At 66.5% G+C, this 20557-nt stretch carries 20 protein-coding genes; all 20 read right to left on the reverse strand.

All coding sequences use genetic code 11. The features are described 5' to 3' along the window. Nucleotides 1–4 precede the first annotated feature (4 nt). Nucleotides 5–529, reverse strand: a complete 525-nt coding sequence (locus ACEN9N_RS12025; protein ID WP_007828299.1) for a phosphoribosyltransferase — start codon at nucleotides 527–529, stop codon at nucleotides 5–7. Nucleotides 530–545: 16 nt separating this feature from the next. Further along, entirely contained in the window at nucleotides 546–1877 is a 1332-nt protein-coding gene (locus ACEN9N_RS12030; RefSeq protein ID WP_007828298.1) for an adenylosuccinate synthase, read from the reverse strand. Between the two features lie 23 nt (nucleotides 1878–1900). Beyond that, complete coding sequence (locus ACEN9N_RS12035; RefSeq protein WP_413313025.1) at nucleotides 1901–3061, reverse strand: ATP phosphoribosyltransferase regulatory subunit; 1161 nt, start codon at nucleotides 3059–3061, stop codon at nucleotides 1901–1903. Nucleotides 3062–3105: 44 nt separating this feature from the next. Next, nucleotides 3106–3294, reverse strand: coding sequence for a DUF2065 domain-containing protein (locus ACEN9N_RS12040; protein ID WP_042672606.1), 189 nt, complete (start codon nucleotides 3292–3294; stop codon nucleotides 3106–3108). Between the two features lie 22 nt (nucleotides 3295–3316). Then, nucleotides 3317–4216 carry a protease modulator HflC gene (hflC, locus tag ACEN9N_RS12045; RefSeq protein ID WP_007828296.1) on the reverse strand — a complete coding sequence of 300 codons (900 nt, stop codon included), beginning with the start codon at nucleotides 4214–4216 and terminating at the stop codon, nucleotides 3317–3319. A gap of 17 nt (nucleotides 4217–4233) precedes the next feature. Next, the gene (hflK, locus tag ACEN9N_RS12050) at nucleotides 4234–5592 is read right to left on the reverse strand and encodes an FtsH protease activity modulator HflK (RefSeq protein WP_007828295.1); all 1359 of its coding nucleotides are present in this window, start codon (nucleotides 5590–5592) and stop codon (nucleotides 4234–4236) included. A 74-nt stretch (nucleotides 5593–5666) separates the two neighbouring features. Further along, entirely contained in the window at nucleotides 5667–6836 is a 1170-nt protein-coding gene (hflX, locus tag ACEN9N_RS12055) for a GTPase HflX (RefSeq protein ID WP_495656137.1), read from the reverse strand. 56 nt (nucleotides 6837–6892) lie between these two features. Next, nucleotides 6893–7138 carry an RNA chaperone Hfq gene (hfq, locus tag ACEN9N_RS12060; RefSeq protein WP_007828293.1) on the reverse strand — a complete coding sequence of 82 codons (246 nt, stop codon included), beginning with the start codon at nucleotides 7136–7138 and terminating at the stop codon, nucleotides 6893–6895. A 163-nt stretch (nucleotides 7139–7301) separates the two neighbouring features. Continuing rightward, nucleotides 7302–8645: a ribosome biogenesis GTPase Der gene (gene der, locus ACEN9N_RS12065; protein WP_007828291.1), complete on the reverse strand. Its 1344-nt coding sequence runs from the start codon at nucleotides 8643–8645 to the stop codon at nucleotides 7302–7304. Nucleotides 8646–8711: 66 nt separating this feature from the next. After that, complete coding sequence (gene bamB / locus ACEN9N_RS12070) at nucleotides 8712–9854, reverse strand: outer membrane protein assembly factor BamB (protein WP_478180283.1); 1143 nt, start codon at nucleotides 9852–9854, stop codon at nucleotides 8712–8714. A gap of 6 nt (nucleotides 9855–9860) precedes the next feature. Continuing rightward, nucleotides 9861–10553 carry a YfgM family protein gene (locus ACEN9N_RS12075; RefSeq protein WP_478180284.1) on the reverse strand — a complete coding sequence of 231 codons (693 nt, stop codon included), beginning with the start codon at nucleotides 10551–10553 and terminating at the stop codon, nucleotides 9861–9863. A 6-nt stretch (nucleotides 10554–10559) separates the two neighbouring features. After that, nucleotides 10560–11870, reverse strand: a complete 1311-nt coding sequence (gene hisS, locus ACEN9N_RS12080; protein ID WP_495656138.1) for a histidine--tRNA ligase — start codon at nucleotides 11868–11870, stop codon at nucleotides 10560–10562. Nucleotides 11871–11885: 15 nt separating this feature from the next. Beyond that, nucleotides 11886–13166, reverse strand: coding sequence for a flavodoxin-dependent (E)-4-hydroxy-3-methylbut-2-enyl-diphosphate synthase (gene ispG / locus ACEN9N_RS12085; protein ID WP_495656139.1), 1281 nt, complete (start codon nucleotides 13164–13166; stop codon nucleotides 11886–11888). Continuing rightward, nucleotides 13163–14128 carry a RodZ domain-containing protein gene (locus tag ACEN9N_RS12090; RefSeq protein ID WP_495656140.1) on the reverse strand — a complete coding sequence of 322 codons (966 nt, stop codon included), beginning with the start codon at nucleotides 14126–14128 and terminating at the stop codon, nucleotides 13163–13165. Before ACEN9N_RS12090 ends, ispG begins: the two co-directional genes overlap by 4 nt. Further along, nucleotides 14121–14975: a type IV pilus biogenesis/stability protein PilW gene (pilW, locus tag ACEN9N_RS12095; protein ID WP_413314691.1), complete on the reverse strand. Its 855-nt coding sequence runs from the start codon at nucleotides 14973–14975 to the stop codon at nucleotides 14121–14123. The genes ACEN9N_RS12090 and pilW overlap by 8 nt, the downstream gene beginning before the upstream one ends. Nucleotides 14976–14979: 4 nt before the next feature. Further along, nucleotides 14980–16128 carry a dual-specificity RNA methyltransferase RlmN gene (gene rlmN / locus ACEN9N_RS12100; RefSeq protein WP_007828279.1) on the reverse strand — a complete coding sequence of 383 codons (1149 nt, stop codon included), beginning with the start codon at nucleotides 16126–16128 and terminating at the stop codon, nucleotides 14980–14982. Between the two features lie 21 nt (nucleotides 16129–16149). After that, nucleotides 16150–16575: a nucleoside-diphosphate kinase gene (ndk, locus tag ACEN9N_RS12105; protein ID WP_007828277.1), complete on the reverse strand. Its 426-nt coding sequence runs from the start codon at nucleotides 16573–16575 to the stop codon at nucleotides 16150–16152. A gap of 153 nt (nucleotides 16576–16728) precedes the next feature. Next, nucleotides 16729–18537: a pseudouridine synthase gene (locus ACEN9N_RS12110; protein WP_495656141.1), complete on the reverse strand. Its 1809-nt coding sequence runs from the start codon at nucleotides 18535–18537 to the stop codon at nucleotides 16729–16731. Next, nucleotides 18534–19382: an SMC-Scp complex subunit ScpB gene (scpB, locus tag ACEN9N_RS12115; protein ID WP_495656142.1), complete on the reverse strand. Its 849-nt coding sequence runs from the start codon at nucleotides 19380–19382 to the stop codon at nucleotides 18534–18536. Before scpB ends, ACEN9N_RS12110 begins: the two co-directional genes overlap by 4 nt. 128 nt (nucleotides 19383–19510) lie before the next feature. Beyond that, the gene (locus ACEN9N_RS12120) at nucleotides 19511–20509 is read right to left on the reverse strand and encodes an RluA family pseudouridine synthase (protein WP_413314687.1); all 999 of its coding nucleotides are present in this window, start codon (nucleotides 20507–20509) and stop codon (nucleotides 19511–19513) included. Nucleotides 20510–20557 lie beyond the last annotated feature (48 nt).

The raw sequence follows: 20557 nt of genomic DNA on the forward strand, positions 1-20557 counted from the left end.
GAGATCAGACCGACCACTTCTCGATCAGCTTCTCGGCGCCGAGCGAGTCGTAGCCTTCGAAGGGCTGGTGGATCCAGGGGTTGGTCGCCAGGTATTCGACCGAGTAGTCAGGCGTGAAGGTCGACAGCGCCTTCGTCCAGATCACCGCGCTGCGCAGTTCGGTAATCGGCTTGTAATTGTTGCGCAGCATGTCCATCACGGCGTGCAGCGTGTGGCCCGAGTCGGCCAGGTCGTCGACCAGCAGCACCCTGCCAGCGATCTCGCCCTTGGGTGTCGTGATGAAGCGCGCGATGTCGAGATGGCCCTGCACCGTGCCCGCGTCAGCGCGGTACGAGCTGGTCGACATGATGGCCAGTGGCTTGCTGAAGATGCGCGAGAGCACATCGCCAGGGCGCATGCCGCCGCGCGCCAGGCACAGGATGGTGTCGAACTGCCATTCCGACTGGTACACCTTGATCGCGAGCTTCTCGATCAGGTTGTGGTACTCGTCGTAGCTGACGTAGAGATGCTTGCCGTCTTCGGTCAACATGGGTCTTTTTTCCTCTTCAGTCGGCCAAGTAGGGGTGGCGCATCATGATCGTGTGGTCGCGGTCGGGGCTGGTCGACACCATGTGGATCGGCACACCGGTGATCTGCTCGATGCGCTGCAGGTAAAGGCGCGCATTGACCGGCAGCTTGTCGTACTGCGTGACTCCCACGGTGCTCTCGGTCCAGCCTTCGAGGGTTTCGTAGATCGGAGTGCAGCGCTCGATCTCGTCCGCGCCCATCGGCAGGATGTCGGTGGTCTCGCCGTCGAGTTCGTAGCCGGTGCACAGCTCGAGCTTCTCGAGGCCGTCGAGCACGTCGAGCTTGGTGATGCACAGGCCCGACAGGCCGTTGACCTGCGCCGAGCGCTTGAGCAGCGCGGCGTCGAACCAGCCGCAACGGCGGCTGCGGCCGGTGGTCACGCCCTTTTCGGCGCCCACGGTGCTCATGTGATAACCGGGGGTGCCGGGCGTGGCCCAGTCGAGTTCGGTGGGGAACGGACCGCCGCCCACGCGCGTGCAGTAGGCCTTGGTGATGCCGAGGATGTAGTGCAGCATGCCCGGGCCCACGCCCGAACCGGCGGCGGCATTGCCGGCCACGCAGTTGCTGGAGGTGACGTACGGATAGGTGCCGTGATCGACGTCGAGCAGCGTGCCCTGGGCGCCTTCGAACAGCAGGTTGGCGCCGTTCCTGTTCGCGTCGTTCAGTTCGCGCGAGACGTCGGCCATCATGGGCTTGAGCAGCTCGGCGTGCCTCATCGCTTCGTTGAAGACTTCGTCGAAATCGATGGCCGGCGCGCTCAGCACCTGCGTCAGCACGTGGTTGTGCAGGTCGAGCAGCACGCGCAGCTTGGTGGCGAAGCGCTCGGGGTGCTTCAGGTCCTGCACGCGCAGTGCGCGGCGTGCGATCTTGTCTTCGTAGGCCGGGCCGATGCCGCGGCCGGTGGTGCCGATCTTCTCGATGCCGCCCTTTTCGCGGTAGGCCTCGCGCGCGATGTCCAGCGCGGCATGGAATGGCAGGATCAGCGGGCAGGCCTCGCTGATGCGCAGGCGCGAACGCACCTCGACGCCAGCCTTCTCCAGCCCTTCGATTTCCTCGAACAGCTTGGCCGCCGACAGCACCACGCCGTTGCCGATGTAGCACTTGACGCCGGGTCGCATGATGCCGCTCGGGATCAGGTGCAACGCGGTTTTCACACCGTTGATGACCAGCGTGTGGCCCGCGTTGTGGCCGCCCTGGAAACGGACCACGCCCTGGGCGCTTTCCGTCAGCCAGTCGACCAGCTTGCCTTTGCCTTCGTCGCCCCATTGGGTACCGACGACGACCACGTTTCTTCCGGTGGTTACGCTCATGCTCGTTCCATTACTTCAAAAATTCAGATCGCTCGGACACTCCACTGGCCTGCTTGCTCGACGAGCTCGCGGTCGCAGTGGAATTCATCGATTTCGCTGCCATGGCCCGGCAGCACGCAGACTACCGTTTCACCGGACTTGCGCAATTGGGCAATCGCCTGACGCAGGCCGGCCGCATCGCTCCAGGGCGCGCGGATGGCGGCGCGCAGCGGGCGGGCCGGCAGCACGCCGACCAGCTCGCGCACGTCGAGGCTGAAGCCGACGGCCGGACGGTTGCGGCCGAACACGGCCCCCACTTCGTCGTAGCGGCCGCCGCGCACCAGCGAATCGGCCGCGCCGGGCACGTAGATGCCGAAGCGCATGCCGCTGTAGTACGCATAACCGCGCAGGTCGGCCAGGTCGAAGCTGATCTGGCGGCCGGCTACGCCCTGGAGGCCGGCAGCGAGCTGCTTCAGGTCGGCCAGCGCGGCGCCGACGGCAGGCGTGCCCTTCAAGGCATTGGTGGCCTCGTCGAGCACCGACGCGTCGCCGTACAGCTGGACCAGGGCGCGCAGCCCTTCGCGCGAGGCGGCAGGGAAGTCCTTGGTGAGTGAAGCGAGCTCGCTCGCGTCCTTGGCGGCCAGCGCAGCGTGCACCCGGGCCAGCGTGGCGGCATCGACCGGTACGCCGGCGAACAGCGCGCGCACGATGCGGGCATCGGCCATGTCGACGATCACGCCTTCGCGCAGGCCGGCGGCGTCGAGGCAGTCGAGCGCCAGCAGCAGGGTTTCGGTGTCAGCCTCGAGCCCGGCATGGCCGTAGATCTCGGCGCCGAACTGCAGCGGCTCACGGGTGGCGTGCGGGCGGTCGGGCCGGGTATGGAGCACCGGGCCGCAGTAGCACAGGCGGGCCACGCCGTCGCGGTTCAGCAGATGGGCATCGATGCGCGCCACCTGAGGGGTGGTGTCGGCGCGAAGGCCCATGCTGCGACCGGAGAGCTGGTCCACGAGCTTGAAGGTTTGGAGGTCGAGCGCCTCGCCGGTGCCCGAGAGCAGCGATTCGAGGTGTTCGAGCAGCGGCGGCATCACCAGCTCGTAGCCATAGCCACGGGCGGTATCGAGCAGCTGGCGTCGAAGTTCTTCGATGTGGCGCGCCTCTGAGGGCAGCACATCGGCAATGTGATCCGGGAGGACCCAGGCGGACATGGGGATCGAGGGCGTGGTTAAACCGGAATTCTACCGGGACCGCGCTACCCCAAGATCCAGAGCAGTAGCAAACCCAGCAGGATGCTGCAAAGTCCGAAGAAACGAAGCTGGCCGTCACGCAGCTGCATGAGCTGGCCGAAGCCGCGCCGCCACCCTCCCGGCGAGACGAAAGGCAGGATGCCTTCGATCACCAGGACGAGCGCCAGCGCGCTCCAGAAAGTGTCGGCGCTCACGGCTCCTGGGGACGGCTGCGAATCAACGACGGGAAGCGTTGGTGTTCGAACCCGAACCTTGCATGGCGCGGAAGAAGTCCGAGGATGGATCGAGCACCATCACGTCGCTCTTCTTGTTGAAGCTCTGTTTGTAGGCTTCGAGGCTTCGGTAGAACTGAGCGAACTGCGGGTCGCGGCCAAAGGCCTCGCTGTACGTGGAAGCGGCCTGGGCATCACCCTCGCCCTTGATCTTCTGCGCGTCGCGGTAGGCGTTCGCCACGATCACTTCGCGCTGGCGGTCAGCGTCGGCGCGGATCTTCTCGCCTTCGGCCGTGCCGGTCGAACGCAGCTCGTTGGCCACGCGCTTGCGCTCGGCTTCCATGCGGCGGTAGACCGATTCGGTGATGGCTTCCACGTAGTCGACACGCGTGATGCGCACGTCGACCACGTCCACGCCCCAGGGCTTGGCGCCCTTCACCACCGACAGCACTTCGCGCTGCACGTCGGCCATCAGGGCCTCGCGGCGCACCGAGATCAGGTCGCGCACGGTGCGCTTGTTGATGTTTTCCTGGAACGCATTTCGCACCACGCGGTTGAGCTGCATGGCGCCGGCGTTCTCGTCGAGGCCGACATTGCGGATGTAGGCTTGCGGGTCGCTGATGCGCCAACGCACATACCAGTCGATCACCACACGCTGCTTCTCGGCAGTGAGCATCGGTTCGGTGTCCACGCTCGACAGCGTCAGCAGGCGCTTGTCGATGTACGACACGTTCTGGAACGGCGGCGGCAGCTTGAAGTTGAGGCCGGGCTCCGTGATGACCTGCTTGATCTGGCCAAGCGCATAGACCACGCCGAACTGCCGCTGGTCGACCACGAAAAGGGTCGAGCTTGCCAACACCAGCAGCACGAGGATCGAGGTGGCGATGAATCCAATTCTGTTCATATTCTTTCGGGCCTTTTTCAACGCACGTCGCGGTCACGCGAGCGGCCATCGCGGGCACGCACGTCGTTCGTCGCAGGGGCCACCGGAATCACCGAGGACTGGGCCGGTGCAGTGCCGGCAACGCTCGGGCTGGCCGCGTCGACCGGCGTGGCCGCCGCATTGTTGCCGCTCAGCTGCATGAGCTTGTCGAGCGGCAGGTACAGCAGGTTGGAGCCCTGCTTGCTGTCGACCAGCACCTTCGTCGTGCTGGCGTAGATCTGCTGCATGGCGTCGGTGTACATGCGGTCGCGCGTCACCTGCGGGGCCTTCTGGTATTCGGCCAGCACCGCACTGAAGCGGCCGGCATCACCCTGGGCCTGCGCCACGATCCGCGCCTTGTAGGCCTCGGACTCTTCCTTCAGGCGCGAAGCCGTACCGGTGGCGAGCGGCACCACGTTGTTGGCATAGGCCTGCGCATCGTTCTTGGTGCGCTCGCGCTCCTGGCCAGCCTTGAGCACGTCGTCGAACGCGGCCTGCACCTGCTCGGGCGGACGCACACCGCCCTGCTGCAGGTTGATGCCGACGACTTCGACGCCGATCTTGTAGCGGTCGAGAATGGTCTGCATCAGCGCGCGCACGCGCGGTGCGATCTGATCGCGCTCTTCGGCCAGCGCGGCGTCCATCTTCATCTTGCCGACCACCTCGCGCACCGAGGTCTCGGCCACCTGCACGACGGTGTCGGCGGGCGACTTGCTTTCGTAGAGCCAGGCACGCGGATCGCTCAGGCGGTACTGCACGGCGAACTTGATCTCGACGATGTTCTCGTCTTCGGTCAGCATGGCCGACTCGCGCAGCCCGGTGGAGCGCACGATGGCGTCGCGGCCGACGTCGGCGGAACGGATCTGCGTGGTCACCACCACCTCGTGGCGCTGGATCGGGTACGGCAGGCGCCAGTTGAAGCCGGCGCCCACGGTGCTCTTGTAGCGGCCGAACTGTGTGATGACGGCCTGCTGGCCCTCGTTCACGATGAAGAAGCCGGTGCCGAGCCAGATCAGGACCACCACTGCCGCCACGAGACCGAGGCCGAATCCTGCATTCTTCATGTCGGGCCTGTAGCCGTTGCCGCCACCATTGCCGCCGTTGGGGCGGTTGCTGCCGCCCTTGCCACCGAAGAAGCCACCGAGCTTGCGATTGAGGTCGCGCCAGAGTTCATCGAGGTCGGGAGGACCTTGGTTGGGGCCCTGTCCGCGAGGGCGGTTGTCGTTGTTGCCGTTGTTGCCGCCATTGCTCGAAGGCGGTGGGGTCGGTGCGCCCGGGGGATTGGCGTCGGGGGGACGGCTGCCGTTGGAAGACGGCTCGTCGCCGCGACCCCATCGGCCGTCGTTCAGGTTGAACATGCCCAGAAACCCTCTCCGCGCTGGCTTTGAATTCATTCGCTTCGTTCTCTTGTCAGTGGCGGGATTGTGCCCAATCAATCGGTTGCATCGTGCAATTCAGCGTCTGCCTCAGGGGTCATCGTATCGGCTACGGAACCCGACTGCCGGGCGAGTTCGGCGCGCAGCAACGGCACGCCCTCACCGCTCTTGGCGCTGAGGAAGATGCGGGGGACCTGCACGCCGTCGATTTCCATCTCGTCCTGCAGATGCAGCGGATGCTGCGCGCTTTCAAGAGCGTCGAGCTTGTTGAACACCAACAGCTGCGGCACGGTGTCGGCACCGATCTCGCGCAGCACCGCCTGCACCTCGGCCATCTGCTCGGGGTAGTGGGGGTTGGAGGCATCGACCACATGCAGCAGCAGGTCGGCATCGACCGCCTCCTGCAGCGTGGCTTTGAAGGCATCGACCAGCCCGTGCGGCAGGTCGCGGATGAAACCCACGGTGTCGGAGATCGACACCTGCCGCCGGGCATCGCCCAGGTAGAGATTGCGCGTGGTGGTGTCGAGCGTGGCGAACAACTGGTCGGCCGCATAGGCGCGGGCCTTGACCAGCGCATTGAACAGCGACGACTTGCCCGCGTTGGTGTAGCCCACCAGCGAGATGTTGAAGGTGTCGCGGCGCTCGCGCTGCCGGCGCTGGGTGCCGCGCTGCTTCTGCACCTTGGCGAGACGCTCGCGCGTGCGCTTGATCGACTCGCCGATCATCCGGCGATCGAGCTCGATCTGCTTTTCACCCGGGCCGCCGCGCACGCCTGCACCGCCGGTCTGGCGCTCCAGGTGGGACCATCGGCGGACCAGCCGCGTGCTGAGGTACTGCAGGCGAGCCAGCTCGACCTGCAGCTTGCCCTCGTGCGAACGCGCGCGCTGGGCGAAGATCTCGAGGATGAGAAAGGTTCGGTCGTAGACCGCGATGTCGAGCTGGCGCTCGAGGTTGCGCTGCTGCGCGGGGCTCAGGGCCTGGTCGAAGATGACCTCGCTCGCCCTGTACAGGGCAGCCAGCTCCTTGATTTCTTCGGCCTTGCCGCTGCCAACGAACAGGGCCGCGTCGGGTGCCTTGCGCTTGCACGCAAGGCGGGCGACGGGCGTCAGGCCCGCGGTCTGCGCGAGCAGGCCGAGTTCCTCGAGTTCGCTGTCGAAATGGGGCAGCCCGAAATCGACGCCGACGAGAACGGCGGCGCCTTCCTGGCGGGGGATCAGTTCAGACAAGCGGGATCAGAAATTGGGAAAAAGCGCGGCAGCAGGGGCCGCCGCGCTCCGCGCGATCAGGCTGCGGCGTCTTCGTTCTCGGTAGCCGAGAAGTTGACGGCACGACCCGGCACGATGGTGGAAATGGCGTGCTTGTAGACCATTTGCGTCACCGTATTGCGAAGCAACACGACGTACTGGTCAAAAGACTCGATCTGGCCCTGCAGCTTGATGCCATTCACCAAATAAATGGAAACCGGCACGTGCTCACGACGCAGGGTGTTCAGAAACGGGTCTTGCAGAAGTTGCCCTTTATTGCTCACGATATTCTCCGTGTTCAAGAGTAGTTGTTGGAGAGATGACCTTAACACAGGGTTTCTGCGCCGCAGCAATCGGGGTCAAAAGCCTTGAGAAAATAACGGCTCTCAAAAGACGGAACTTCCACTCGGCTCGCGGTTCATCGGCCGCCATCGGCAGCCAAGCCCCTCAGTCGTCCTTGTCGGCAAATGGATTGTGCGAGCTCTTGAACTCGATGCGCAAGGGGGTACCCACAAGGTCGAACTCCTTGCGGAAGCGTCCTTCGAGGAAGCGCTTGTAGGCGTCGGTCACGTGCTCCAGCGAATTGCCATGGATCACGATCACCGGCGGGTTCATGCCCCCCTGGTGCGCATAGCGCAGCTTGGGCCGGTACATGCCCCCGCGCTTGGGCGCCTGGAACTGCACCGCCTCCAGCAGCAGGCGGGTCAGCACCGGCGTCGACATCTTGCGCGTGGCCGACTTGTGGGCCTGCGCGATCGCCTGCCACACCGGGCCCAGGCCCTGGCGCTTGATGGCCGAGATGAAATGCAGCGCCGCGAACTTCAGGAACGGCAGCCTGGTCTCGATCTGCCGCTGGATCTGCTCGCGCTGGTAGCTGTCGACGGCGTCCCACTTGTTGATCGCGATCACCACCGCACGGCCGCTTTCGAGGATGTAGCCGGCGATGTGCGCGTCCTGGTCGGTCACGCCCTGCGTGGCGTCGAGCAGCAGCAGCACCACGTTGGCCGATTCGATGGCCTGCAGCGTCTTGACCACCGAGAACTTCTCGATCGCCTCGAACACCCTGCCCTTGCGGCGCAGGCCGGCCGTGTCGATCAGTTCGAAGCGCTGGCCGTTGCGCTCGAAGGGCACGGAGATCGCATCGCGCGTGGTGCCCGGCATGTCGAAGGCCACGAGGCGCTCTTCGCCGAGCCAGGTGTTGATCAGCGTGGACTTGCCCACGTTGGGCCGTCCGGCCACGGCCAGCTTGATCGGCTTGTTGACCTCGTCCTCGTCCGCCTCGTCGTCGGGATCGGGCAGGTTCAGCGGTTCCAGGGCGAGTTCGACGAGGTCGCGCATGCCCTGCCCGTGCGCAGCAGATACGCCATGCACGTCGCCGAAGCCGAGTTCGTAGAAATCGACCAGCTTGGTGCCGTCGTGCATGCCCTCGGCCTTGTTGGCCGCCAGCACGCACGGCTTGCCGAGGCGGCGCAGTTCGTTGGCGATGTCGTGGTCTTGCGCCGACAGGCCCTCGCGGGCGTCGACGACGAAGATCACCACGTCGGCCTCGGCCACGGCCTGCCGCGTCTGCTTGGCCATTTCCTTGTAGATGCCGCTGCCCGCGTCGGGTTCGAAGCCACCGGTGTCGATGACGATGAACTCGTGCTTGCCCAGGCGGCCATTGCCGTAGTGGCGGTCGCGCGTGAGGCCGGCGAAGTCGGCGACGATGGCGTCGCGCGTCTGGGTCAGGCGGTTGAAGAGGGTCGACTTGCCAACGTTGGGCCGCCCGACCAGGGCCACGACCGGCTTCATGGCCGGCCTTTCGATGGCGCGGTTTTCATGGTCGGGCCTTGGAAAGAGAAAAGGAAAAGGAAAGAGTTATTCAGGGCGATAACCAAACACGCCACCCTTGGCAGTCACGACCACGACCGTGTTGCCGGCCAGCACCGGCGTGACGGTGATGGCCGAGCCATCGGGCGTGACACGATTGAGCAACGCGCCATCTTCACGCGACACGAAGTGCAGCGTGCCGGTGTCTTCGCCGATGATCAGCGAGCGGCCCACGGCCAGCGGCGCGGTGAGGTTGCGGTTCTTCAAGCGGCTCATCTGCCAGGCGCGCTCGCCGTCGGCACGGCGCCACGCGACGACGCTGCCGTCGGACTCGGTACCGTAGACAAAACCGCTGTCGCCGCTGACGCCGTCGGCGCCCGAGGCGGGCTTGCTCCAGACCAGCGAGCCGCGCACGGTCTCGACGCAGCCGACGCTGGCGTAGTACGCGCGGGCGCAGATGGTGTCGCCGAAGCGGCTCACGCTGCCGGTCAGATCGACCAGGCGCTCCACGTCGTTGGTGCCGCGCGGTGCCGCAATGGGCGATTCCCAGCGCGAAGTGCCATTGGCGGGGTTGATGCCCACCAGACGGCCGCCGATGCCTGCGACCAGCGTGTCGCCCACGGCGATCAGCACGCCCGACTTGCGCAGCACGAGGTTTTCACCCGTGCGCTGCTGGATCCAGAGGCGGCGGCCGCTCTGCCCGTCCCAGGCGCTGATGCTGCGGTCGGCGGTCTGCACGAACACGCGGCGTCCCGCCACGAGCGGTGCTGTGAAGGCCTGGGCCGAGAGTTTCTGCTTCCACAGGACCTTGCCGTTCTCGATGGCGACCAGTTCGTTGCCGGTGGTCACGACTGCGGCCATCGACCCGTCGCTGCCTACACCGGCTGCCAGCGGTGCGCCGGCGCTCGCGCGCCAGGTTTCACGGCCGGCGCGAGCGTCGATGGCAACCACCGTGCCATCGCTGCCGGCCACGGTGACGGTGTCGCCGCTGATGTCGGTAGTGAGAGGGAACTTGACCTCGGGGATGCGCACCGTCCAGGCCTGGCGCACGCCCATCAGGGCCGGATTGGCGGGAAGTTCTGCCGGCTTCGGCTTGCTGCTGCCCGAACAGGCGGCGAGGAGCGCCACCAAAACAAGAGCTGATCCCGCGCGCAGGGCGGTCGATTCAGGCATGAAACGCTTGAAATTCATATGCGGTCAGGGAGTTTTGGGGACTGCGGGTGTGACGGTGACGACTGGCGCCAGGCTCTTCGGGTCGACACCGACCGCGTTGAGCTTGATTTCGACCAGGCGGCGGTAGTCGGAGGTGGCACCAAGGCCGGTCCAGGCCTTGCGGTATTCGGCCTGCGCCTCGGCGCGCTTGCCCTGGGCCAGGTAGATGTCGCCCTTGCGGTCGGCCACCAGCGGTTCGAATTCCTTGGGTACGCTGCTGTCGAGCTGCTTGATCGCATCGTCGTAGGACTTGCTGTCGAGCAGTTCGGCCGCCAGCCGCAGCCTGGCAATAGCCTTGTAGCCCGGATCGACGGCGTTCTGCGCAACCCATTCGAGTTCCGCGCGCGAGCCCGCGGCATTGCCCTTTTCGTACAGCGTCTTGGCGACCAGCAGGCCGGCCTGCTGCGCGTAGGTAGTGCCCGAGAAGCGCTTCTTCATGTCGTCGAGCACGAGCGCGATGCGTGCCGGATCGCCGGCCTGCGCGGTCTTCTCGATTTCGTCGTAGAGCGACGAGGCTTGCGCCGCCTTGTTGCGTCCATACCATTGCCAGCCGTTCCAGGCCACGAAGGCGCCTGCGACGAGCAGCACGGCCCACGTGATCAGGGTGCCGTAGGTGTTCCAGAAATGCTTGAGCTGGTCGAGCTGTTCCTGTTCTTCGAGGTCGAGATGGGTTGCCATGCGCTGTCAGGTGTTGGGAGCCGGCGATTGTAGGGTGGCGGCCCAGGTGGCCACTTCGGCAAGCGGCCGGGAGGTCTGCGCACCGCTTCCGTCGCGCAGCGCCTTGAGAGTCACTTCGTAGCGTGCAAGTTCATCGGCGCCGAAGATCAGGGCGTAGGTGGCGCCGCTGTTGTCGGCCCGCTTGAACTGCGACTTGAAGCTGCCGAGGCCATCCGCCGTGGCGGCGTGCATCTGCACACGCACGCCGGCGTCACGCAACTGCTGCAGCGTACGCAGCGCCACCGGCATGGCAGAGGCATCGGGCACGACGGCATAGACATCGGGGGCCCGTACCGGGATCTGAGTGCCCTGCTCCTTCATGAGGTCGAGCACGCGCTCCACGCCGATTGCCCATCCCACTGCAGGCGCCGGCTTGCCTCCGAGTTGCTCGAACAGGCCGTCATAGCGGCCGCCGGCACACACCGTGCCCTGCGAGCCGAGCCGGTCAGTCACGAACTCGAACACGCTGAGGTTGTAGTAATCGAGGCCGCGCACGAGGCGCGGGTTGATGGTGTAGGCGACGCCGTTGGCGTCGAGGATGGCCTTCAATCCCTCGAAGTGCGCCAGCGATTCGGCACCGAGGAAATCCATCAGTCTCGGCGCCGACTCGACCACATCCTTCATCGCCGGATTCTTGGTGTCGAGGATGCGCAGCGGGTTGCTGTGCAGGCGGCGCTTGCCGTCTTCGTCGAGCTTGTCGGCATGTGCCTCGAAGTGCGCGATGAGCTGGGCGCGGTGCTGCGCCCGCTCTGCCGGCTGGCCAAGGCTGTTGAGCTCCAGACGCACGTCGGTCAGGCCGATCGCCTTCCAGAGCGCACTTGCGAGCAGGATCAATTCAGCGTCGATGTCGGGACCGGCAAAGCCCAGCGCCTCGACGTCGATCTGATGGAACTGCCGGAAACGCCCGCGCTGCGGCTTCTCGCGCCGGAACATCGGCCCGATGGCCCACAGGCGCTTGCCGCCGTCATAGAGCATGTTGTGCTCGATCGCGGCCCGCACGATGCCGGCGGTGTTCTCGGGCCGCAGCGTCAGGTGGTCGTTGTCGCCATACTTGTCCGAGCGGTCGTGGAAGGAGTACATCTCCTTCTCGACGATGTCCGTCACCTCGCCGATGCCGCGCACGAACAGCGCCGTGTGCTCGAGGATCGGCGTGCGGACGTTGCGGTACGCATAGCGCCCCATCAGGTCGCGCACGGTGGCCTCGAGCCATTCCCAGCGCGCCGATTCGGGCGGCAATATATCGTTCATGCCTTTGACGGCATTCAATTTTTCAGCCATGAGTCTGCGGAGGTGTCAGGCCAGGGCAGCGTGCTCGCCGCCGAAGCGCTTTTCGATGTAGGTTTCGACGAGTTGGTGAAACTCGTTGGCGATATTGTCGCCGCGCAGCGTGAGTGCCTTTTCGCCGTCGATGAAGACCGGCGCGGCAGGCGCCTCGCCGGTGCCAGGCAGGCTGATGCCGATGTCGGCGTGCTTGCTCTCGCCGGGGCCGTTGACGATGCAGCCCATGACGGCCACCTTCAGCGTCTCGACGCCCGGATATTTCTTGCGCCAGACCGGCATCTGCAGGCGCAGGTAGTCGTCGATCTGCTTGGCCAGCTCCTGGAACGTGGTGCTGGTGGTGCGGCCGCAGCCCGGGCAGGCTGTGACGCTCGGCACGAACACGCGCAGGCCCAGGGCTTGCAGGATCTCGTTGGCAATCAGCACCTCTTGCGTGCGCGACTCGCCCGGCTGCGGCGTGAGCGACACGCGAATCGTGTCACCAATGCCCTCCTGCAGCAGGATCGACAACGCCGTGGCCGAGGCCACCGTGCCCTTGGTGCCCATGCCGGCCTCGGTGAGGCCCAGGTGCAGCGGATAGTCGCAGCGCCTGGCCAGTTCGCGGTAGACCGAGATCAGGTCCTGCACGCCGCTCACCTTGCACGACAGGATGACCTGGTTGCCGCTCATGCCCATCGACTCGGCCAGCCTGGCGGACTCGACGGCCGAAGTGATCAGCGCCTCGTACATCACCTGCTTGGCATCCCAGGGCTCGGCGCGCTGGCTGTTGGTGTCCATCAGGCTGGCGAGCAGTTCCTGGTCGAGGCTGCCCCAGTTGACGCCGATGCGCACAGGCTTGTTCCAGCGCATGGCCGCGTCGATCATCTGGCCGAACTGCCTGTCCTTCTTGTCGCCCTTGCCCACGTTGCCGGGGTTGATGCGGTATTTGCTCAGCGCCTCGGCGCAGGCCGGATAGTCGGTCAGCAGGCGGTGGCCGTTGTAGTGGAAGTCGCCGATCAGCGGCACGTCGATGCCCATGCGGTCGAGCTGCTCGCGGATGTAGGGCACCTGCGCGGCGGCCTCGGGCGTGTTGACCGTGATGCGGACCATCTCGGAGCCGGCAATGGCCAGCTCCTTCACCTGGATCGCGGTGCCGATGGCATCGACGGTGTCGGTGTTGGTCATGGACTGCACGCGCACCGGGGCGTCGCCGCCCACCGTGACCACGCGCGGCCCCCAGACCACGCTGGCCTGGCGCGAGCGGCGCGCTTTTGGCGCGGCCGACTCGATGGGAAGCGGGAGGCAATCGCCGGTCATGGTTTCACCTCGAAGCGTGCCACGCCACCACCCTTGGTGACGGGCTTCAGGTCGTATGGCTGGCCGCGCACCTGCACGTCGACGCTCGACGCGCGCCCGACCACGACGGACAGCGGCAGCGTGCCCGACAAACCCACCGTTTCGCCAGCCTTCAGGCTGCGGCGCAGCAGCTGCTTGCCCCCGGCTTCGGTCACGGTGACCCAGCACTCTTCCCGTGCCACGAAGACAAGCTGCTGGGCGCTGGCGGCAGCCGTCGCGGGCACGGCAGGGGCAGCGGGCGCTGCAGCGGCCGGTGCCGCGGCGGCAGCAGGCGCGCCAGGGCCGGCGGCCGCGGGAGCCTCGCCCACCGGACCGCTCGGCGCCACGGCCTGCACGGGCACGTTTTCCGCGACAGCGCCGGTCCCGCTGGACGACACTGGTCCGCCGGCAGGCGCCGAACCCTCACTGGATTCGCCTCGGGCCGTCAGCCGCGACACGGAAGCCCCGATCTGGTCGAACACCGACTGCGGCAACCAGAACAGCGCACCCGCGGCCACCAGCAGGAGCCCCACCGCGATCAGCAGCGCACGCGAAGGCAGCCCACTGGAACGGCCGTTGTTGTTCCAGCGAGGCGTGTTGGAGGCGATGTTCCCTCGCAGCGTGCGATCGGCCTCGGCCAGCGACACCTTTTGCGTGCTGGGCAGCTTCGCGAGCACGGGCGCGGGATCGATGCGCAACGCGCGGCAGACGCTGCTCGCCAGGGCGCGAGCGAAGACCGGATCGGGCAGCGAGGCGATATCGTCCGCTTCAAGCGCCATGAGCTTCTGCGGCGGCACCTTCAGCGCGGCAGCCACCATCTCGATGTGCAGGCCGTGGGCCTCGCGCGCCTCGCGCAGCAGGTCGCCGGCTGTCTTGTGCGTGATGTCGCCTTCTTCCAGCGGCTGTGCTGCGAAAGTGCCGAACTCCGAAACCCGATCAGTCATTGAAATTCCCGCGCTCGTACGCTGTTGCCTCCCGCGACTGGGGGAAGCGTCGTTGCAGTTGACCTCCCAACTGCGCGACTGCCTCGCGGTTGTTCAGCTTTCGTTCGACCCTGATGCCGAGCCAGAGCGTCTCGGCGCTGGCCGAGGGGCTGTTGTTGACGCGGCGAATGTAGAACTGCGCGCGCGACCATTCTTCGCGCTGCGCCAGCAATGAAGCCAGATTGAAGCCGACCACCGGATTGCCGGCGTCGATCTCGTAGGCCTGCATGAGGCTGCGCTCCGCCTGGACCCGCTGGCCGGCCTTGAGTTCGCACACGCCCTGCGTCATGAGCGTCTTGGCGCGGTCCGCATAGCTCGGCACGGCCAGGGCTTCGGTGAACTGCGCAGCCGCATCGCCATAGCGGTTCTGCTGGCACAGCAGCCAGCCGTAGTTGTGCCGCGCGTTGGGGTCGCGCGGATTGATGGCGATGGCGCGGCGGAAGCTGTCTTCGGCCAGCGCGGCGTCGTCGAGCCGCATGTAGACTAGGCCGCGCAGGTTGTAGGCGTCGGCGTTGTTGGGATCGGCGGCCAGCGCCTGCTTGATCTCGTCGAGCGCGACGGTGGTCTGGCCATGCTCGAAATAGCCGGAGGCCAGTTCCATGCGCAGGCGCGCACGGCGCTGCCGGCTGGTTTCGTCGGACTCGGTGACGATCTCGGCGCCCTTGCCTGAGCTGGTGTCGGCCAGGCTGGTGGTGGTGGTGCGCGTGTTCACGCAGCCCCCAAGCAGCAACGCCATGGCAACGCCCGCGAAACCCACAGTCAGCATCCGCTGCACGCTCGCGGTCGTCATCGGAATGGCCATGCTCATCGGTTCAGTGCTCCTGGGGGGTGGTCTTGCGGACCGGATGCAAAACAATCGGGCGCTCCGCCGCGCGGCGCTGCGCCATGCGCTCGGCCGCACGGGTGCGGTCCTTGACGTCGCCAGCGAGCTGGCCGCAGGCGGCGTCGATGTCGTCGCCGCGCGTCTTGCGCACGGTGGTCACGAGGCCGGCTTCGCTCAGCGTCCTGGCGAATGCCAGTACGCGTGGCTGCGGGGAGCGCAGCAGGCCCGACGCCGGAAAGGGGTTGAACGGGATCAGGTTGAACTTGCACGAGATGCCGTGCGTACGCACCAGCTCGATGAGCTGCCGCGCATGCTCGGGCTGATCGTTCACTCCGTCGAGCATGCAGTACTCGAAGGTGATGAAGTCGCGCGGTGCATGCGCCAGGTAGCGCTTGCAGGCCTCGATCAGTTCGGCGATCGGGTACTTGCGGTTGAGCGGCACGAGGTCGTCGCGCAACGCATCGTTGGGCGCATGCAGCGAGACGGCCATGGCCACCGGGCAATCGGCGCCGAGGCGGTCGATCATGGGCACCACGCCGGAGGTCGACACCGTCACGCGACGGCGCGACAGCCCGTAGGCGTTGTCGTCGAGCATGGTGCGCAGCGCGGGCACGAGCGCCGAGTAGTTCTGCAGCGGCTCGCCCATGCCCATCATCACCACGTTGGAGATGACGCGTTCGTCGCGCTTCAGGTGCTTGCGCAGGAAGTGTTCGGCAAACCAGAGCTGGGCGACGATTTCGCCCGTGCTCAGGTTGCGGCTGAAGCCCTGATGCCCTGTCGAGCAAAAGCGGCATCCGACCGCACAGCCGGCTTGGGACGACACGCACAGGGTGCCGCGGTCGTCCTCTGGAATGAATACGGCTTCGACGGCATTGCCGTCACCGACGTCGAACAGCCACTTGATCGTGCCGTCCTTGGATTCGTGCTGCGTGATGACCTGCAAGGCCTCCACGCGCGCCGTGGTCGCGAGCTTCTCGCGCAGCGACTTCGCCAGATCGGTCATCTGGGCGAAGTCGCTGGCGCCACGCTGGTGGATCCAGCGGAACAGCTGCGTGGCGCGGAATTTCTTCTCGCCGAGTTTTTCGCAGAACGCAGCCAACCCCTCGAGATCGAATTCGAGCAGATTGGCCGTGGTCATGGAATCGATCGGCAGACAGCTTCAGCGTGCGTAGACGTTGAGGCCGGCGAAGAAGAAAGCGACTTCGTTCGCTGCGGTTTCGGCAGCGTCCGAACCGTGCACGGCGTTGGCATCGATGCTGTCGGCGAAATCGGCGCGGATGGTACCGGCAGCGGCCTTCTTCGGGTCGGTGGCGCCCATCAGGTCGCGGTTCTTGGCGATGGCGTTGTCGCCTTCGAGCACTTGCACGAACACGGGGCCCGAGATCATGAACTCGACCAGGTCCTTGAAGAAGGGACGTTCCTTGTGCACGGCGTAGAACTGTTCGGCTTCGTTGCGCGACAGGTGCACCAGCTTGGCGGCGACGACCTTGAGGCCGGCAGCTTCAAAACGGGAAACGATCTTGCCGATGACGTTCTTGGCAACTGCATCGGGCTTGATGATGGAAAGGGTACGTTCGATAGCCATTGAAATGCTTCCTGGAGCTTTGATTTTGAAGTGTTTTGTCACAACTGCGACGCGCTTGTTGCATCACATGTCGACAAAGCCTCTGATTTTAACCGGCGCAGCCTTTCGGATTGGTGAAAACCCCGCGAAAGGCCGCGTACCGACGGCTGGCTTTCAGCGCCCGCGGCGGCGGCCGCCACCTTGGCCGCCCTGGCCGCCGAAGCCGCCACCGCCGCCGCCACCACGACGCGGGCCTGCGCGCTGCTCCTTGCGCTGGCGCGAGAAGCTGTCGGCGCCGATGTAGCCCAGCGAGGTCTTCATTGGATCGGGCTGGTTGGCGCCGCTGGGTTGACGGTCGTCGCCCTGCTGGCGATTGCCGCCACCCTGGCGGTTGCCGCTGTTGCCGCGGCGTCCCTGCCCCTGGGGCGGACCGCCGTTGCCACCGCCACGATTGGGACGGCCACCCCGGTCACCGCGCGGCGGACGACCATCGCCCAGCGGATTCGGGATCGGCGCTTCCCGGCTGCCTTCGTCGCGAGCATCGCGCATGTCGCGCGGCTGCTGGCCGCCACCACCATTGCGATTGCCGCGGCGCTTCTTGTTGCGCCCGCTTCGGCCATTGCCGCCACCACCCTCCTGCCCCGGGCCACGCTGCTGCGGGCCGGGCCGGGCAACCGCGCCGCCGGAAGCCTGGAACAGCGCGCGGATATCACGCTCGTCGAGTTCCATCCAGGCGCCGCGCTTCAGGCCGCGCGGCAGCACCATGGCGCCGTAGCGGATGCGGATCAGCCGGCTGACCGCGTGGCCCACCGACTCGAACAGGCGGCGCACCTCGCGATTGCGGCCTTCGGAAATGGTCACGCGATACCAGCAGTTCGAGCCTTCGCCGCCGCCGTCCTCGATGGTGCCGAATTGCGCCATGCCGTCGTCGAGGCGCACCCCGTCGAGCAGCTTCTGCTTTTCTTCGCTGGTGAGCGCGCCCAGCACACGGACCGCGTACTCGCGCTCCAGGCCGAAGCGCGGGTGCATCAGTTGGTTGGCCAGGTCGCCAGAGCTGCTGAACAGCAGCAGCCCTTCGGTGTTCAGGTCGAGGCGCCCGACCGACTGCCACTTGCCCTGCTGCAGGCGCGGCAGCTTGCGGAACACGGTCGGGCGGTTCTGCGGATCGTCGTGCGTGACCACCTCGCCCACGGGCTTGTGGTATGCGATCACGCGCGGCGGCGGAGGCGCGATGCGGTAGCGGATCGGCTTGCCGTTGATCTTGACCTGATCGCCGTACTGGATGCGCTGGCCGATGTGGGCCGGCTCGTTGTTGACGGAAATGCGGCCCTGAAGAATCAGCTGCTCCATTTCGAGCCGCGAGCCCAGGCCGGCCTGCGCCAACACCTTGTGCAGCTTGGGCGAATCCGCCTCGGGCAGAAGCACGCGCTTGAGCGGCGGGACTTCGGGGCTTTCTTCGTCGGCGTCGAACTGGCCGGAGATGACGTCCGAGAAACGGATCGGCTCGGGCGGCGGCGCGTTGCGCTGTTCGCGCTCTGCGGCGCGGCGGGCGCGGTCGAGGTCGTCTTCTTCCTCGTCGGGCTCTTCTTCGTCTTCGCCCCGCTCTTCTTCGCCGTCATCGCTGCTGTTGCGATCGGCTTCGACCGGTGCGGGATTGCGGGCCTCTTCAGCGGCGACGGCGACAACCGGAGCTTCCTCGGCGGCAACGACCGCCGGCGCGATCGCCTCGGGGGGCTGTGCAACAGGCAAAGCCACCGCTTCATCCGCCATGGACGGCTCGACCGGCTTCTTCTTGCGGGGCGCTCTCGGTTTCTTGGGCGCCTCGGCCTCCACCGGTGCAGCGATTTCCTGCGCAGCTGCCTCCGGCGCTACCGATTCAATAGCATCACCCGCGGCCTTCCTGGACGGGGCCGCCCTTTTCTTCTTTTTGACTTCGGGCTCGGCCGGCAGCATCGCCGCGTCTTCGGTGTCGGTTGTGCTCATGAGGTTTTTCCGGGAGAGGGAGCGTGGGGGTCGACCTCGTCCTGGGACGGGGCATCGGGTTCTGGCGACGGTGCCTGAGCGGACTCGGGCTCGGGTATGGATTCGGGTTCCGGCGCGAGCTCGGGTTCGGGCTCGATGGGAGATTCGGTGCCTGCGGCGTTCTCGGCAAACTGCGCCTCGGCGGCTTCGGCGGCGGAAGACTCCAGCTCTGCCATCCCCGATGCATCCGCATCGCCCTCTGCCAGCGCTTCGATCTCGGGCGCGGCATCGATGGGCAACCCCTGCTGCTCGCCGGACGCCTGCTCGAGGGCATCGACCAGCGCTGCCTGCTGCGCGGGCGTTTCGATCAGTGGCAACTGGTCTAACGAGGCCAGGCCCAGGTCGTCGAGGAACTGGCGCGTGGTTGCATACAGCGCCGGACGGCCGACCGTTTCGCGATGGCCGATGACCTCGACCCAGCCGCGGTCTTCCAGCTGCTTGAGGATCAGCGAGTTGATCGTCACGCCACGAATGTCTTCCATGTCGCCGCGCGTGGCCGGCTGCCGGTAGGCAATGATGGCCAGCGTCTCGAGTGCGGCGCGGGTGTAGCGCGGCGGCTTCTCGGGGTGCAGGCGATCGAGGTGGTCGCGCATCTCGGGCCGGCTCTGGAAACGCCAGCCGCTGCCGACGCTCACCAGCTCCAGGCCGCGCTGCGCCCAGTCTTCCTGCAATTCGAGCAACAGCACCTTGATGGTGTCCACGCCCAGCTCGTCGTCGAACAGCACGCGCATATCGCGCACCGGCAACGGCTGGCTCGAACAGATCAAGGCGGTTTCGAGAATGCGCTTGGCATCCGCCGTATTCATGGTTCGCGTTATCCGGGAAAAGGCGCCTCGGGGCGCTAGTTCAGAAGGATGAAAGGAGTAGGCGCTGCAGGCACGCGGCAAATGCAACGCAAGGCCGGCCTCGGGTGACCGGCGCGGCTCTCGGGCCGTCAGGCGCGATTGTAATCCAGCCCCCAGGCCCGCAAAGCCTGGACGAGGTCGGCGGGCGGCGGCGAGCGGAACTCCAGCGCCGCTTGTGTGACGGGATGCACGAAGGCCAGCCTGAATGCATGCAGCGCCTGCCGCGACAGCCCGGCAGCCGGCGCCCCGCCGTAGAGCGCATCGCCCACCAGCGGATGGCCGATCGACGCCATGTGCACGCGGATCTGGTGGGTGCGCCCCGTTTCGAGGGTGCAGCGCACGGCGCAGCCTTCGGCGTTGCTGTCGAGCCGCTCGATCAGCGTGCGCGCCGTCTTGCCCGCATGCCGCTCGAGATCGACCACGGCCATGCGCAGCCGGTTGCGCGGATCGCGCCCGATGGGGGCGTCGACCTGCCGGCCCGCGGCACCCTCCCACGGCTTGTGGCCGATGGCCAGGTACTGCCGCTTGACCTCGCGCGCAGCGATCAGCGCCACCATCGCATCCATGGCGGCCCGGGTGCGCGCCACCACCATCAGGCCGCTGGTGTCGCGGTCGAGCCGGTGCACGATGCCGGCGCGCGGCAGCAGCACAGCCTTCGGGTCCAGCGCCAGCAGGCCATTGAGCAGCGTGCCGCTCCAGTGTCCCGGCGCCGGGTGCACGACCAGGCCGGCGGGCTTGTCGACGATGCGCAGGTGTTCGTCCTCGTGCACGGTGACGATGTCCATCGGCTCGGGCCGGAAGGCCTGGCTCTGGGGCGTGGGACGAAGCTCGATGCGGCCGGCCTGTCCCGCCTTGACGGTGGCCGAGACCTTGGTCAGCGTGCGGCCCTGCAGCTCGACAGCGCCAGCCTCGATCAACTGCTGCAGGTAACTGCGGGAAAACTCGGGCACCAGCGCGGCGAGCGCGCGGTCGAGCCGCTGGCCGTGCTGGGCCGGGTCGATGACGAAGGGCCGCTGCTCGCTGGGTTCGATCGGATCGGCCCCCTCCTCGAACTCGGGCACCTCCAGTGCCTCGGGGGTATTGCCCAAAGGGTCGGTCGATATAATTGAGGGCAACTGTTTCACGAAAGCCGTATG

This window comes from Variovorax sp. Varisp46, assembly GCF_059491885.1.